The 12888-nt window shown below is 69.0% G+C and carries 16 protein-coding genes; 4 read left to right on the forward strand and 12 right to left on the reverse strand.

All coding sequences use genetic code 11. The annotated features are described in order from the left end of the window. Positions 1-180: 180 nt before the first annotated feature. Together P5F91_RS05785 and P5F91_RS05790 are read left to right on the forward strand one after the other, a co-directional pair. The gene (locus tag P5F91_RS05785) at positions 181-1608 is read left to right on the forward strand and encodes an FAD/NAD(P)-binding protein (RefSeq protein WP_145613029.1); all 1428 of its coding nucleotides are present in this window, start codon (positions 181-183) and stop codon (positions 1606-1608) included. Positions 1609-1767: 159 nt separating this feature from the next. Beyond that, positions 1768-2457, forward strand: coding sequence for an EAL domain-containing protein (locus P5F91_RS05790; RefSeq protein ID WP_211107136.1), 690 nt, complete (start codon positions 1768-1770; stop codon positions 2455-2457). Here the strand turns inward: P5F91_RS05790 and P5F91_RS05795 are convergent. The 3 genes from P5F91_RS05795 to P5F91_RS05805 are packed head-to-tail and all read right to left on the reverse strand — an operon-like array spanning position 2446 to position 4810. After that, positions 2446-3246 carry an MBL fold metallo-hydrolase gene (locus P5F91_RS05795; protein ID WP_277906765.1) on the reverse strand — a complete coding sequence of 267 codons (801 nt, stop codon included), beginning with the start codon at positions 3244-3246 and terminating at the stop codon, positions 2446-2448. The two genes, P5F91_RS05790 and P5F91_RS05795, sit on opposite strands and share 12 nt — an antisense overlap. 14 nt (positions 3247-3260) lie before the next feature. Further along, the gene (locus P5F91_RS05800; RefSeq protein WP_277906766.1) at positions 3261-3713 is read right to left on the reverse strand and encodes a cupin domain-containing protein; all 453 of its coding nucleotides are present in this window, start codon (positions 3711-3713) and stop codon (positions 3261-3263) included. A gap of 26 nt (positions 3714-3739) precedes the next feature. Then, positions 3740-4810 carry a redoxin domain-containing protein gene (locus P5F91_RS05805; RefSeq protein WP_211107138.1) on the reverse strand — a complete coding sequence of 357 codons (1071 nt, stop codon included), beginning with the start codon at positions 4808-4810 and terminating at the stop codon, positions 3740-3742. 107 nt (positions 4811-4917) lie between these two features. On the opposite strand from P5F91_RS05805, the gene pdxR reads away from it, so the two are divergent. After that, positions 4918-6420 (forward strand): MocR-like pyridoxine biosynthesis transcription factor PdxR, encoded by a 1503-nt coding sequence (gene pdxR, locus P5F91_RS05810; protein ID WP_211107139.1) that lies wholly within the window; start codon positions 4918-4920, stop codon positions 6418-6420. Here pdxR and P5F91_RS05815 read toward each other — a convergent pair. The 5 genes from P5F91_RS05815 to P5F91_RS05835 form a co-directional block, all read right to left on the reverse strand. Next, complete coding sequence (locus P5F91_RS05815) at positions 6371-6739, reverse strand: hypothetical protein (RefSeq protein WP_145613033.1); 369 nt, start codon at positions 6737-6739, stop codon at positions 6371-6373. The genes pdxR and P5F91_RS05815 overlap by 50 nt on opposite strands. 31 nt (positions 6740-6770) lie before the next feature. Then, on the reverse strand, positions 6771-7256 hold the full coding sequence (locus P5F91_RS05820) for an SRPBCC family protein (RefSeq protein WP_277906767.1): 486 nt from the start codon (positions 7254-7256) through the stop codon (positions 6771-6773). 15 nt (positions 7257-7271) lie between these two features. Further along, the gene (locus P5F91_RS05825; protein ID WP_277906769.1) at positions 7272-7583 is read right to left on the reverse strand and encodes an ArsR/SmtB family transcription factor; all 312 of its coding nucleotides are present in this window, start codon (positions 7581-7583) and stop codon (positions 7272-7274) included. 66 nt (positions 7584-7649) lie between these two features. Further along, entirely contained in the window at positions 7650-8075 is a 426-nt protein-coding gene (locus tag P5F91_RS05830) for a type II toxin-antitoxin system VapC family toxin (protein WP_277906770.1), read from the reverse strand. Beyond that, a complete protein-coding gene (locus tag P5F91_RS05835) occupies positions 8072-8320 on the reverse strand; it encodes a type II toxin-antitoxin system Phd/YefM family antitoxin (protein WP_088875162.1) in 249 nt (82 codons plus the stop codon). The genes P5F91_RS05830 and P5F91_RS05835 overlap by 4 nt, the downstream gene beginning before the upstream one ends. Before the next feature lie 149 nt (positions 8321-8469). Here P5F91_RS05835 and P5F91_RS05840 point away from each other — a divergent pair, with 149 nt between their 5' ends. Beyond that, a complete protein-coding gene (locus P5F91_RS05840) occupies positions 8470-8754 on the forward strand; it encodes a hypothetical protein (RefSeq protein WP_277906772.1) in 285 nt (94 codons plus the stop codon). A gap of 16 nt (positions 8755-8770) precedes the next feature. On the opposite strand, the gene P5F91_RS05845 is transcribed toward P5F91_RS05840, so the two are convergent. From P5F91_RS05845 to puuE, 4 genes are read right to left on the reverse strand one after another with little or no spacing between them, the layout of a single operon-like run. Beyond that, positions 8771-10027 (reverse strand): M20/M25/M40 family metallo-hydrolase, encoded by a 1257-nt coding sequence (locus P5F91_RS05845; RefSeq protein WP_277906773.1) that lies wholly within the window; start codon positions 10025-10027, stop codon positions 8771-8773. After that, positions 10024-11271: an allantoate amidohydrolase gene (locus P5F91_RS05850; RefSeq protein WP_246134553.1), complete on the reverse strand. Its 1248-nt coding sequence runs from the start codon at positions 11269-11271 to the stop codon at positions 10024-10026. The genes P5F91_RS05845 and P5F91_RS05850 overlap by 4 nt, the downstream gene beginning before the upstream one ends. Then, the gene (gene uraD / locus P5F91_RS05855; RefSeq protein ID WP_145613039.1) at positions 11268-11771 is read right to left on the reverse strand and encodes a 2-oxo-4-hydroxy-4-carboxy-5-ureidoimidazoline decarboxylase; all 504 of its coding nucleotides are present in this window, start codon (positions 11769-11771) and stop codon (positions 11268-11270) included. Before uraD ends, P5F91_RS05850 begins: the two co-directional genes overlap by 4 nt. Beyond that, a complete protein-coding gene (puuE, locus tag P5F91_RS05860; RefSeq protein ID WP_422394446.1) occupies positions 11768-12691 on the reverse strand; it encodes an allantoinase PuuE in 924 nt (307 codons plus the stop codon). The genes uraD and puuE overlap by 4 nt, the downstream gene beginning before the upstream one ends. Positions 12692-12888 lie beyond the last annotated feature (197 nt).

Genomic DNA, 12888 nt, shown 5'->3' on the forward strand with positions numbered 1-12888 from the left:
TGCCAGAATTGTATAGATAGCGTGGCGTTTGGCTAATCTATGGCCTGCCCAATTTCACGGTACCTCTAATGTGGTATGTAAGCCAAACGTCGCTTGACAGCGGGGGTGGACGCCATTGAGCATGGGGATCAATTTGCGGTCCCCTTGGGCTCGCCCCACCGGCGCCGGGTAGGAACACCCATGACGACACGGCCGACCATCGCCATCATCGGCGCGGGCTTCAGCGGTTCTTTGCTGGCCTTGCACCTCCTGTCCCGCGGGGCCGACTGTCCCCGCATCCTGTTGATCGAACGCGCCTCCGACTTCGGTCGGGGGCTGGCCTACGCCACCGGCAATCCCGCCCATCTGCTGAACGTTCGGGCCGGGAACATGAGCGCGTTCCCCGACCAGCCGGAACATTTCCTGGCCTGGCTGCGCCAGCAGGGCGATGCGGTGCCGGGGGCGGCCGGCGCCGGCCCCGCCAGTTTCGTCGCGCGCCAGACCTACGGCCATTACCTGCAAAAGCTGATCTCGGACGCCGCCAAGCAGTCACGCTCCGCCGGTCGCCTCATCCTGGTGCCGGATACGGCCGTGGCCCTGCGGCACGAGGGCGGGCGCATGGTGGTGCGCCTGGACGTGGGCCGGGAATACAAGCTGGACGCGGCCGTGCTGGCCATCGGCAATTTCCCGCCGCAGCCGCCGCACCTATTCGACGGCGCCTTTTTCCGGTCCAGCCGCTTCCACCCCGATCCCTGGGCACCCAGCGTGGCACGCGACATCGGCGTGCGCGACAGTGTGCTGGTGGTGGGCACTGGCCTCACCATGGTCGACACGGTGCTGTCCCTGCGGGCGCGCGGCCATCAGGGGCAGATCGTGGCGCTGTCGCGCCGTGGCCTGCTGCCTCGCCGGCATACGGACGCCGTGCCCCACGTGGTGCCGCCGCCGCCGGATATGCCCACCTCCCTCTCCCGCGCGCTGGCCCATGTGCGCCGCCTGGTGCGGCAGGAACAGGCGGCGGGGCGCGCTTGGCAGCCGGTGATCGACAGCTTGCGTCCGCGCACGGTGGCCTATTGGCAGGCCCTGCCCTTAGGCGAGAAGAAGCGTTTCCTGCGCCACCTACGCCCTTGGTGGGACGTGCACCGCCACCGCCTGGCGCCCGCCGTCGCCACCCAGCTGACGGCCCTGCAGGCCACGGGTGCGCTGATCGTCACCGCCGGGCGGCTGCAATCCATTGAGGAGGTGCCGGACGCCCTGCAGGGCCGGGTGCGCGTGACCTACCGTCCCCGGAACGAGGATGGCGACATCACCTTCCCGGTCGACCAGGTCATCAACTGCTCCGGCCCGGCGTGCGACATCCTGCGGGTGACCGATCCGCTGGTGCGCGACCTGCTGGCCCAGGGCACCATCCGCCCCGACCCCCTGCACCTGGGCCTGGACGTGGACGCCGAGGCGCGGGTTCTGGATGCCGGCGGCCGGCCGGTTCCCGGGCTGTACGCCATCGGCCCGGTCACGCGTGGCACCTTCTGGGAAATGACGGCCGTGCCCGACATCCGCATGCAGGCGGCCACCCTGGCCCAGCACATCGGCGCCTATATCGACCGCCATGCCAAGGTGGCGGTGGAGGCCTGACGCAGATTTTCCCGGCCCCTTGTCGAAGTCGGGGAAGGTGGAATTATATGCAGCGGTGGTTGGACCGCTCACGGCTCAGCCCGTTTTTCGTCATGAAAGAGTCCGTCCATGGGTTGCCAGGCCTGCCGCGAGGGTGCGGAGCTATCCTTTGACTTCACGATGGCTTTCCAGCCTATCGTTGATATCGCGGCCCGTACCGTCTTTGCCTATGAGGCCCTGGTGCGTGGGCCGAATGGCGAAGGTGCGGGCACCGTGCTGGCCGCCGTGGATGCTGACAACCGCTATTCTTTCGATCAAGCCTGCCGGGTCAAGGCCATAGAGCTGGCGGCGGCGCTGGGACTGCCGGGCACGGGCGCCCGCCTGTCCATCAACTTTATGCCGGCGGCGGTCTACCAGCCGGAAAATTGCTTGCGCACCACCGTGCAGACCAGCCGCGCCGTGGGCATGGCCCTGGATCGCCTGATGTTTGAGGTGACGGAAAATGAACCCATCAACGATCCGGCCCACCTGTTGGGGATATTCCATGAATACCGCCGCCGGGGCTTCCTGGCCGCCATCGATGATTTCGGCGCCGGCTACGCCGGTCTCGCCTTGTTGGCCAAGTTCCAGCCGGACGTGTTGAAGATCGACATGGAACTGACCCGTGACGTCGCCAACCGTTCCGTCAGCCGGACCATCGTCGCTGCCATCGTTCAGGTTTGCCAGACCCTGGGCATCACCGTGGTGGCCGAAGGGGTTGAGACGGCCGAGGAACTGGCCACCCTTCGCGATCTCGGCATCACCCTAATCCAGGGTTATCTGTTCGGCCGACCGGCGTTCGAGGCGCTGCCCAAGCCTTTAGGTCTCTAGGCGCGCGAGGAAATGGTCGAAGGACCGGTCCACCGCTTCCCGCCCGCCGCTGATGATGTTGCGGCCCCAGGTATAGCCATAGACATCCTCGAACCGGAGGCCGGCCAGCCGGTCGCGGATACCCCGCACATCCGCCGCCGTCATGGGCAGGTAATTGGGATAGCTGTACATGAAGGTGACGTGCCGGCGGTCCATCACCACCTGCAGCGCGTCGCCGGGGAACAGGGCGCCGCCGGGGCGGGGACCGTCGCGCCAGTGCAGGGCGGTGCTGCCGGGGAAATGCCCGCCACAGCGGATGAGGGTGACGGCGTCCGACAGGACCAGGCGGTCGCCCTCCCAGAATTCCACCTGCGGCGCCGGGCGCATGACCCAGTCGCGGTCGGCGGCATGCAGCAGGATCGGGATATTCCCCAGCGCCTCGCTCCACGACACCATGGACGCGTAGAAATGGGGATGGGAGATGACGATCCTGTCCACGCCACCCCGCGCCTTCAGCGCCGCCACCCCTTCCTCCGTCACCAGTGGCACGCATTCCCACAGGATGGTGCCGGCATCGGTGGGCAGCAGCAGGGCGCGCTGGTCGATGGCGAAGGGCGGCGTCATGCCCAGCGCGAACAGGCCCGCGTCTTCCTCCACGCGGCTGCGATGGCGGGCGGCCAGCCCCTCCATGGTGGTCCAGCGCTGGCCCCGCCAGCCGACATATTGGCGCTCATCCTCGCAGATGGGGCAATGGTCGGGTGGCGTTGTGGCGGTGAACTGGGTGCCGCAGGTCTCGCAGATGGCGTGCATGGCGGTGCGTCCGGTCAGGCCAGGGCGGGATGCGGGGCGACACCCTGGGCAGCGCACCAGGCCAGATAGGCGGCCCGCGCGCTGGCGCTGTTGGTGGTCCCTATCACTTGGCCCCGCTCATCCAGATAATCGATATCCCCCGTCAGGCTGATGTGGATGACGCAGGGCTCATCCCCCACGGTCCGCCAGCTGTCTATATTGCCTGCGGGCTCGTGGACGAAAACGCCGGGGCCGATGATCTCCCCCGTCTCGATGATTTCGCGCGATCCCGACAGGGTGTAGGCGTGAACCTCCCCGCTGTGACGGTGGCGGGGGATGACGGTGCCGGGCTCCACCCGCAGCTGCAGGTCGTAGCCGTCCTCGGCGAAGTGCAGCGGACGGAACGACAGGCCGGGGCGCAGCGGAACCCAGGCCTGGGCCAGGGCGTCGATGGGATGCGCGGTGGGGGCGCCGACGGTGGGGGTCATAATGGTTCCTCCGTTGTTCATATCGGTCAGCGGGCTTGGGCGACGGTGCGCTGGGCGGTGGCCAGGGTGATTTCCTCCGGCCCCAGGATGCGGGTGATGCGGCCCTTGGCATCGATGATGGCCAGGCTGGGCACCTCGCGCACACCGAAGGCACGGAACAGGTGGCCATCAGCGTCCAGGGTCAGGGGCAGGCCGCTCGGTACCGCCGTCTTGGGGTTGGCCTGGTAGTCGGCAAGGTCCTTGGCCGAAGCCCACAAGCCCGAGGCCACACCCAGCCAATGGGCCTGGCCCTGGTCGGCCAGGCTGGACGCCACCTCCCGTGCCTGGCGGCAGGCGGCCGCCATGGCCGGGCGACTGGTGGCAAGATAGGATTCGCACCAGGGGGAGAAGAACAGGACGGCGCGGGGCTTGCCGTCGCGGCTGGGGCCGCCCACGGGGAAGGCCTGGCCGGTGGTGATGCTGGTGGTCAGGCCGGGCAGGATGTCGCCCGGTTTGTAGCTCGCTTCCTGCGGATGGCCAGGGGCGGCGGCGATGCCGGCGGCACTCTCGCCCTCCGCCAGGGCTGCCCGCAGCGCCTGGTGCAATTTGTCGTCCGCCAGGTGGCCGACGTACAGGATGCGGCCGTCGCGGCCGATGACCACGTGTTGCGGCGTCACCCGCAGGTTCAGGGCGGCGGCCAGGCTGCCGTCGTCCACCGCCACCGGCATGCGCAGGCCCATCTTCTGCCGGAAGTCGCGCACCGTCGCCGGCTTGTCGTTGAAGCCGGTGTTGACGGCGATGATGGCCATCCTGTCGCCCAGGGCCTCATAATCTGCCTCGAAGCCCGGCATCTGCTCCCGACAGGGCACGCACCAGGTGGCCCAGAACTTCAGGTAGACCGGCTTCTTGCCGTAGTAGGCGCCAAGGTCGATGCGCTCCCCCTCCAGGGTGGTCAGCGTGGCCGCCGGACCGGGCAGGCCCAGCAGGCCGGTGCCCGCAGCCTCCGCCCGGCCTTGGCCGCTTTCCGCATTGACGGCTGGCGCGCTGTCCGTGGCGGCATGGGCAGGGAAGGTGGCGAGCGCGGCCATCAGCAGGCCGGCATGCAAAAGGGTGCGCATCAGGGCATTCCTTCAGGATCCGATAGGGACAGCATGGCGCGGAATTGGATCAGGAACGAGAGCCGATCCGTGGTATTCTTGGTGATCCAATTACGGATGCCGACACCTTGACCATCGCCTTGCAACTCGGCCTGACGCTGCCGCCGCCCGGCTCGCGCCATGTCCGCCGCGCCCTGCATGACCAGTTGCGCGCCGCCATCCTGGACGGGCGGCTGGCGCCGGGCCTGGCCCTGCCGCCCAGCCGGACCCTGGCGCAGGAACTCGGCCTGTCCCGCACCACGGTGGTGACGGTATACGACCTGCTGTTGAGCGAGGGCTATGTCGTCGCCCGCACCGGCGCCGGCACCTTCGTCGCCGACACAGGCTCCAAAGCCCAGGCCGGCGCCGCGGCCGGGGCACCGCCGCCCGGCCCGCCCAGCGGCGTGCGGCTGAACCCCGCGTTGCTGGCGCCCGGCGGCGCCCGCACGCCTACCCCGCCGCCGGAGGTGGCGGTCAATTTCCGCCTGGGACTGCCGGACACCAGTGGCTTTCCCTTCGACATCTGGGGGCGGCTGTACATCCGGGCGCTGCGCGCCTTTGCCCGCACCCAGCCCGGCTATCGCGAGCCGGCGGGCCGGTCGGCGCTGCGGGCGGCGGTGGCGGGCCACGTTTCCTTCACCCGCGCCGTGGCTTGCCGGGCGGACGACATCATCATCACCGCCGGCGCGCAGCAGGCCTTCGACCTGCTGGCCCGCGTGCTGGTGACGCCGGACCGGCCTGTGGTGGCGATGGAGGATCCCGGCTACGCCTCCGCCCGGGGCGCCTTCCTGGCCGCCGGCGCCCGGCTTCATCCGGTGCCGGTGGATGGGGAGGGGCTGGTGGTCGACGCCCTGCCGCCGGACGCGGCGGTGGTCTACGTCACGCCATCGCACCAGTTCCCCCTGGGCGTGCCGCTGTCGCCCCGGCGGCGTCAGGCGCTGCTGGCCTATGCCGCCGCCAGCGGCGCTGTGATCGTCGAAGACGATTACGATGGGGAATTCCGCTACGGCGGCCGGCCGCTGGATGCCCTGCAGACCCTAGATGGCGGGACCCGCGTCTTCTATGTCGGCACCTTCTCCAAAAGCCTGTTCCCGGCCCTGCGCCTCGGCTTCATCGCCGTGCCCGCCTGGGCGCGGGACCATGTGCTGAGGGCCAAGCAGGTGGCCGATTGGCACGCCCCGGTGGTGGAGCAGGACGCCCTGGCCGCCTTCATGGCCGAGGGGCATCTGGCCCGCCACGTCCGGCGCATGCGGGCCGTTTATGATGACCGTCGCACCGCCTTGCTGGGGGCCTTGGCCGCCCATTGCGGCGATCTGCTGGCGCCGGTACCGGCGGTGGCGGGGCTGCACCTGGCCACGCGCTTCCGCCGGCCGGTGGACGCGGACGCCGTGGTGGCCCGGGCCCTGGCCGCCGGCATCGGGGTGGAAAGCCTGGCCAACTATGCGCTGCGGCCCACCCAAGGGGGACCCGTCCCGGGGGATGGCGTCGCCGGTCTCGCCTTCGGTTATGGCGGGGTGGGGGTGGATGCCATCGCACCCGCCATCAGCCGGCTGGCGGCCATCCTTCGGGACGCAGCGCGGTCCGCAGGCTGAAGGCCAGCAGGCCGGCCGACAACAGCAGGAAGATGGCGGCATGCGGTTCCAGCCAGGTGCCGGCGATGGCGGCGAAGGCAACACAGCAGCCCATCCACGCCATCAGGCCGGCGGCGCAGATCCACGCCAACGCCCTATCCCCCGGCCGGCCGCTCCGCAGCAGGTTCAAGGCGCCCAACAGGATGACCAGGATGCTGGCGCTCAAGGCCCACAGCAGCACCATGGGCTGGCTGCCATACGCGTTGAAGGAGCCGGCGGTGTGCCCACCGGCGCCCAGGATCAGCAGCACCGCCAGCGCGCGGTCGACCATCTTCCCCATCGAGTCTCCTCCCCTTGGCCCCCATCTGTTTTCACCCGTTGGCGGCGGTCGCGTACAGGTCCAGGATGCCGCCCCAGCCACCGTCGCTGCCCACCTTGGCCCGCAGGCGCTCGCCATTCTCCGCGCCGAAGCGGTCCAGGTCGCGGTGTTCCAGCGTCACCCGGGTCAGGGTCTCATCCAGGGCGGTGAAGGTCACCTCCACCTCCGAATAGGTATCGGTGCGGACCTGGAAATCGCCGTCCAGGTGCCAGCTCAGCACCAGGCGGGCCGGCGGCTCCCACGCCAGCACGCGACCCCAGTCGCATTCCGATCCGTCGTCGCCCACCTCATACCAGCGGCCGTCCACCTTGGGTTCGATGATGGCGTTGGCCAGGGGCGCCTTGCCGATGTGGTGGGTCGCGGGCCACCAACTGGCGAAGCGGGTGTTGAAGACCGTGAAGGCCTGGGCCTGGCTGGCCCTCACCGTCACGGTCTTCACCACGGGGGCGATGGCGATGGTGCGTTCAGCAAGCGGCATGGCGGTGCCTACCTCTTATGGTTTGTCGCTCGTCCTCTCCGCTTCGGCCGCGAAGGCATCGAGCGCGGTCTCCCAGAACTGGTCCAGCCAGCGGCGCAGCGCGCCCAGGCCGTGCGGGTCGATGTGATAGATGCGCCGTGTCCCTTCCGCCCGGTCGATCACCAGTCCGGCGTCCTTCAGCACCTTCAGGTGCTGCGACACCGCCGGCCGGCTGATGGGCAGATGCCGCGCCAATTCCCCCACCGGCTGCGGCCCCGCCCGCAACCGCTCGAACACCGCCCGCCGGGTGGGATCGGCCAGGGCAGTCAGCGCTTGTTCGTAAGACATGGCTTACGGTAAGCGATGGCGAACGGATAAGTCAAGGGCCTTGGGTCGGGGGCCACAACGGCGTCCTCAGTCAATCCGCCAAGGATTTAAAATCGGCTGCTGCAACAGGCCAAAATCGGCGACGTTGCGCGTCACCAATGTAAGGTCGTGAATTTCCGCCGTGGCGGCGATGAAGGCGTCCATAACGCTAATGGATCGGCCGGTTGCCTGGCCGCGCGCCACGATGACACCCCAGGCATTGGCCACCGCCATGTCGATGGCCAGGACACGGCGATCGAAACGCAAGGGCAGGTCATCCCGCAACCATGTATCCAGTCGGGCTCGGCGCTGCCCCGGCATCAATCGCTGCACGCCTTGACGCAGTTCCGCCAGGGTGGCGACGCTGAGATAGAGACGATCCTCATCAGCCGTGGCCAGCCATTCGATGACGCCGGCGTCAGGGTGAGGTTTCACCCATTCCGACACCACGTTGGTATCCAGCAGATAGTTCACAGATCAATCTCGCGGGCGCTATCCGCCGCGCGTTCCACTATCAGGCCGGAATCACGCAAGGGGGACGCGGCGAAGAATTCGGCCAGATTGCCTACACGTCTCGTCTTGCGTTCCCACTCTTCGGCCGAGACGACCACGGCGGTGGTGCGACCATTACGAGAGATGACCTGTGGGGTCCCGGCGGCGGCGCGATCAATCACCTCACTGAACTTGGCTTTCGCTTCCGCGACGGTCCAGGTTTTCATGTTCGCCTCCTCCTGATGACTATATTGGTCATTATAGTCATCCGGGTGCTCGCCGGCAAGGTCTACAGGCCACAATGAAAACCGATAGCCAAGGCGGCAAGCCATCCCGTAAGACAGCGGTAGTCCTGCTTAAGCGTGATCAAGCCGTCATGATTCTCGACATCATCGCCGCCCTGGGTCTGCTGGCCATCCTTGCCATCTGCGTCCACGGCATGCGCACGCCACAGAAGCGCACGGGCTTCCTGCTCATGGCCGCCGTGACCCTGGTGGCCATCGGTGTGCTGGTGGCGGATAATCTGGTGGCCATCGGCCTGGTGCATGGCGCGCGCTTCGGCGCCGTGATCCTGGGCGTGATGGGTCTGATCAACGGCGCCCTGGTCCTGGCGCAGATCGTCAGCGGCAAGCCGTGGAACCCCCGCCGGCCTGGGCGGTGAGGCGGGGGCTGGGGCATCAGGCCGTCAGGAAATCCACCAGCGTCAGGGCCATGACCTCGGTCGCCTTGTACAGGTCGCTCAGCGGCAGGCGCTCATCCGCGCGGTGGGCGTTGGCTTCCTCGATGGTGTGGGGGCCGGCGCCGTAGAGCACGGTGGGGATGCCGGCGGCGGCGTAGTGGCGGGCGTCGGTGTAGATGGGCACGCCTTTGGCGGCCACGGGCTCACCCAGGATGCGGCTGGCGTGGCGGCTGATCGCGTCGGTCAGGCGGTCGGTGCCGGCGATGGGCTTCAGCGGCTCCGCCAGCAGGATGCGGCGCACGGTCACCGTCGCTTCCGGCCGTTCGGCGGCGGCCGCGGCGATGACCTGGCGCAGGGTGGCCTCCACCGCCGCGCCCTGCTCTTCCGGGATCATGCGGCGGTCCAGGCGGAAGGTGATGCGGTCGGGCACGACGTTGGTGTTGATGCCGCCGGAGATGAGGCCCACGGTCAGCTGCGGGCTGCCGATGCCGGGCACGGCCGAGACGGTGGCGGCATAGCCGGCGCGGTGCTGGTACAGCCAGCTGAGGATGACGGTCGCAGCCTCCAGCGCGTCGATGCCGGTGGCTGGCAAGGCGGCATGGGCGGACTTGCCCCGCACCTCCACCTCCAGATGCAGGCAGCCGTTGTGGGCGGTGACGATGCCGTAGCTGAAGCCGGCGGACACGGCATAGTCCGGCTTGGTCAGGCCCTGGTCCAACAGCCAGCGCGGCCCGATCTCCCCGCCCGCCTCCTCATCATAGGTCAGGTGCAGTTCCACCGTGCCGTTCAGGGCCACGCCCTGGCGCGCCAGCTCATCCAGCGCCATCAGCGCGTAGGTGTAGCTGGCGAAGTCGGACTTCGAGACGGCGACGCCGCGCCCGTACATCCAACCGTCCTTGACGGTGGCGGCATAGGGATCGACGGTCCAGCCCTCGCCCGGCGCCACTACATCGCCATGGGCGTTCAGGGCGATGGTGGGGCCGTCGGCACCAAACGTCCGGCGCACGATCAGGTTGGTGGCGCTGATCATGCCGTTGGCCTTGACCAATTCGTCGGGCACGACGTGGCGTTCCACGGAGTAGCCCAAGCCCTCCAGCAGCTCGGCGGCGCGGGCGGCGTGGGGCGCGCAGTCGCCCGGCGGGTTGTCGGAGGGCACCTTGATCAGTTCCGCCAGGAAGCGCACCTGCTCCTCCCGCTTGGCCGTCAGGAAGGTGTGGACGGCCCCCTGGATGGTGGCGGCGGTGTCGGCGGTCATGACAGGGGTCCTTCAAGGGGGGAAACAGGGTCGAAACGGCGCAGGAAGTCCAGCAGCACGGTGACGGCCAGGTCGGCATCCTCCACCGTGATGGCCTCCGCCGGGTTGTGGCTGATGCCGCCGGCGCAGCGCACGAACAGCATGGCCATGGGGCACAATGCCGCCAAGGCCATGGCGTCGTGGCCGGCGCCGCTGGGCAAATGGTGGGGGATGATGCCGGCCCGCGCCACCGCCTGGCCCAGCTGGCGCATCAGGCCGGGGTGGCAGTGGGCGGCGGGGGCGTCGTGCGTGGGCTGTATGTCCAGCACCACGCCCCGGCGCGCCGCGATGGCGGCCAGGGTGTCCAGCAGACCGGCGGCGGCCGCTTTGCGGCTGTCGTCACGCGGGCTGCGCAGGTCGATGGTGAAGCTGGCCTGGCCAGGAATGACGTTTACCGCACCCGGCTTGGCCTCGATGCGGCCCACGGTGGCGACCAGGTCGGGTTCCGCCCCGCCGGCCGTCTCCACCGCCAGCACCATTTCCGCCGCCGCCGCCAAGGGGTCGTGGCGCAGGGCCATGGGCACGGTGCCGGCGTGGCCCGCCTGGCCGGTGACGGTGACGGCGTAGCGGCTGGCGCCGTTGATAGCGGTGACGATGCCCAGGGGCAGGCCCCGGGATTCCAGCACCGGGCCCTGCTCGATATGCACCTCGACGAAGCCCAGCACCTGGGACGGGTCGCGCGCCACGGCCCCCAGGCCGTCGGGGTCGCCGCCGAAATCCTTCAGCGCGGCGCCCAGGGCGATGCCGTCGCGGTCGCGCGCGGCCATGGCGTCGGGGGCGATGGTGCCGGCCACGGCGCGGCTGCCCGTCAGGGTGACGGGGAAGCGCACGCCCTCCTCATCGCCGAAGCCCAGTACCTCGATGGCATAGGGCAGGCGCTCCCCCCGGCGGTTCAGTTCCGCCACGGCGGCCACGGCGGCCAGCACACCCAGGTTGCCATCGTATTTGCCGGCGTTGCGCACCGTGTCGATGTGCGACCCCAGCAGCAGGGCCGGTTGGCCTGGGGCCGCGCCTTCATAGCGGCCGACCACGGTGCCGGCGGCGTCCAGGTGCGCCTCCATCCCCGCCTCGCGCATCCAGGTCAGCAACTGCTCGGCGGCGGCGCGGTGCTCCCGCGTCAGGTACAGGCGGGTCAGGGCCGGCCGGTCGGCGCTGTGCCGGGCGAAGTCGTCCAGGCGCGCCATCAGGGCGGGGCCGAAGGTCACGGCAGCATCTCCTTCAGGCGCAGCAGCGCGATGCGCTCTACCTGGGCCGTCGCCGTGGCGAACTCGGTATCCGTATCATTGCCCACCCGGGCCTCGAAATTCTTCAGAATGGCGGCGCGGGTCAGGCCGCGCACCGCCAGGATGAAGGGGAAGCCGAAGCGCGCCTTGTAGGCGTCGTTCAATTCCTGGAAGCGCGCGTATTCCTCCGGCGTGCACTTGTCCAGCCCGGCGGAGGCCTGCTCCGCCGTGGAGTCCGCCGTCAGCTCCCCCCGCACGGCCAGGCGGCCGGCCAGGTCGGGGTGGGCCAGCAGCACGCCCAGGCGCCGCTCCCGCCCCGCCGCCCGGAACTGCGTCACCAGCGCGGCGTGCAGGCCCTGGGCCGTGCGCCCGTCGGCGGGCAGGCCGGCGTCCCACGCGGCCTCGGCGATCCAGGGCGAATGCTCGAACACCCCGCCGAAGCGGGCGACGAAAGCCTCGCGGCTGTCGAAGAAATCGCTCATGCCGCGGCGCCCTTGTAAGGATGGCGGGCGTGCCAATGCCGGGCGATGTCGGCGCGCCGGGCGAACCATACGCCCTCATGGGCCGCGGCATAGTCCAGGAACCGTTCCAGCGCCTGGATGCGGCCGGGCTTGCCCACCAGGCGGCAATGCAGGCCGACCGACATCATGCGCGGCGTCTCCGCCCCCTCCGCATACAGGGCATCGAAGCTGTCCTTGAGGTAGGTGAAGAACTGGTCGCCGGAATGGAAACCCTGGACCTGGACGAAGCGCATGTCATTGCAGTCCAGGGTGTAGGGCACGATCAACTGCGGCCTGTCGCCTACCAATTGCCAGTAGGGCAGGTCGTCGTCATAGGCGTCGGCATCATAGAGGAAACCGCCATGCTCCGCCACCAGGCGGCGGGTGTTGGGGCTGGTGCGGCCGGTGTACCAGCCGACGGGGCGGGTGCCGCTGACCTGTTCCAGGATGGTCATGGCCTTGGCCATGTGCGCCGCCTCTTCGGCCGGGTCCATATACTGGTAATTGATCCAGCGATAGCCATGGCTGGCGATCTCATGCCCCTGGTCCACCATGGCGCGGATGACGTCCGGATGACGCTCGGCGGCCATGGCCACGGCGAAGATGGTAAGGGGGATCTTCTTCTTCTCGAACAGCCTCAACAGGCGCCAGACACCGACGCGGGAGCCATATTCGTACAGCGATTCCATGGACATGTGGCGCACGCCGGGCAGGGCCTGCGCCGCCACCATTTCCGACAGGAAGGCCTCGGACGCGGCGTCGCCATGCAGGATGCAGTTCTCCCCGCCCTCCTCATAATTCAGCACCAGCTGAACCGCGATGCGGGCGGCGTTCGGCCAGTCCGCCTGGGGCGGGTTGGCGCCATAGCCGATCAGGTCGCGCGGGTAATCCGCCGTCATCATGCCCCCAGCATCCCCTGTTGTGCCCAGATCCTTTAGGCGCATCATCGCCCGATAGGGTTGCCGCCGCGACCCCTAAAGGTCCAGCATGGCGAGAGGCAGCATATCGTGCGCCTGGGTATGGGCGCTTTCCTGATTGTTTTGAAAGACTTTCCAGGGGCGGCTGGCTGACGGGGCGATGCCACCCCATGTACCTTTTG

The sequence above is a fragment of the Nitrospirillum amazonense genome (genome assembly GCF_029594735.1).
GTDB lineage: Bacteria > Pseudomonadota > Alphaproteobacteria > Azospirillales > Azospirillaceae > Nitrospirillum > Nitrospirillum amazonense.